This window comes from Serratia nevei (assembly GCF_024160145.1).
In the GTDB taxonomy this organism is placed as follows: domain Bacteria; phylum Pseudomonadota; class Gammaproteobacteria; order Enterobacterales; family Enterobacteriaceae; genus Serratia; species Serratia nevei_A.
Map to the genome: position 1 here is coordinate 1 of NZ_JAMYWQ010000086.1, position 1530 is coordinate 1530.

At 53.1% G+C, this 1530-nt stretch carries 1 rRNA gene; it reads right to left on the reverse strand.

The features are described from left to right. A 23S ribosomal RNA gene (locus tag M6G53_RS24810) occupies window positions 1-1501 on the reverse strand; the annotation flags it as partial. Window positions 1502-1530: the final 29 nt, after the last annotated feature.

Genomic DNA, 1530 nt, shown 5'->3' on the forward strand with positions numbered 1-1530 from the left:
AACCGGATTTACCAGGTCACACCCCCTACACGCTTAAACCGGGACAACCGTCGCCCGGCTAGCCTAGCCTTCTCCGTCCCCCCTTCGCAGTAACACCAAGTACAGGAATATTAACCTGTTTCCCATCGACTACGCTTTTCAGCCTCGCCTTAGGGGTCGACTCACCCTGCCCCGATTAACGTTGGACAGGAACCCTTGGTCTTCCGGCGAGCGGGCTTTTCACCCGCTTTATCGTTACTTATGTCAGCATTCGCACTTCTGATACCTCCAGCAACCCTCACAGGCCACCTTCAACGGCTTACAGAACGCTCCCCTACCCAACAACGCTAAGCGTCGCTGCCGCAGCTTCGGTGCATGGTTTAGCCCCGTTACATCTTCCGCGCAGGCCGACTCGACCAGTGAGCTATTACGCTTTCTTTAAATGATGGCTGCTTCTAAGCCAACATCCTGGCTGTCTATGCCTTCCCACATCGTTTCCCACTTAACCATGACTTTGGGACCTTAGCTGGCGGTCTGGGTTGTTTCCCTCTTCACGACGGACGTTAGCACCCGCCGTGTGTCTCCCGTGATAACATTCTTCGGTATTCGGAGTTTGCATCGGTTTGGTAAGCCGGGATGGCCCCCTAGCCGAAACAGTGCTCTACCCCCGAAGATGAGTTCACGAGGCGCTACCTAAATAGCTTTCGGGGAGAACCAGCTATCTCCCGGTTTGATTGGCCTTTCACCCCCAGCCACAAGTCATCCGCTAATTTTTCAACATTAGTCGGTTCGGTCCTCCAGTTAGTGTTACCCAACCTTCAACCTGCCCATGGCTAGATCACCGGGTTTCGGGTCTATACCTTGCAACTATTCGCCCAGTTAAGACTCGGTTTCCCTACGGCTCCCCTATACGGTTAACCTTGCTACAAAATATAAGTCGCTGACCCATTATACAAAAGGTACGCAGTCACACCACGAAGGTGCTCCCACTGCTTGTACGTACACGGTTTCAGGTTCTATTTCACTCCCCTCGCCGGGGTTCTTTTCGCCTTTCCCTCACGGTACTGGTTCACTATCGGTCAGTCAGGAGTATTTAGCCTTGGAGGATGGTCCCCCCATATTCAGACAGGATGTCACGTGTCCCGCCCTACTCATCGAACTCACGACCTGTGCATTTTAGTGTACGGGGCTATCACCCTTTGCTGCGCGACTTTCCAGACGCTTCCACTAACACACAAGCCGATTCAGGTTCTGGGCTCCTCCCCGTTCGCTCGCCGCTACTGGGGGAATCTCGGTTGATTTCTTTTCCTCGGGGTACTTAGATGTTTCAGTTCCCCCGGTTCGCCTCATGCCACTATGTATTCATGACATGATAGTGTGTCGAAACACACTGGGTTTCCCCATTCGGGTATCGCCGGTTGTAACGGTTCATATCACCTTACCGACGCTTTTCGCAGATTAGCACGCCCTTCATCGCCTCTGACTGCCTAGGCATCCACCGTGTACGCTTAGTCACTTAACCTCACAACCCGAAGATGTTTCCATCGTTCG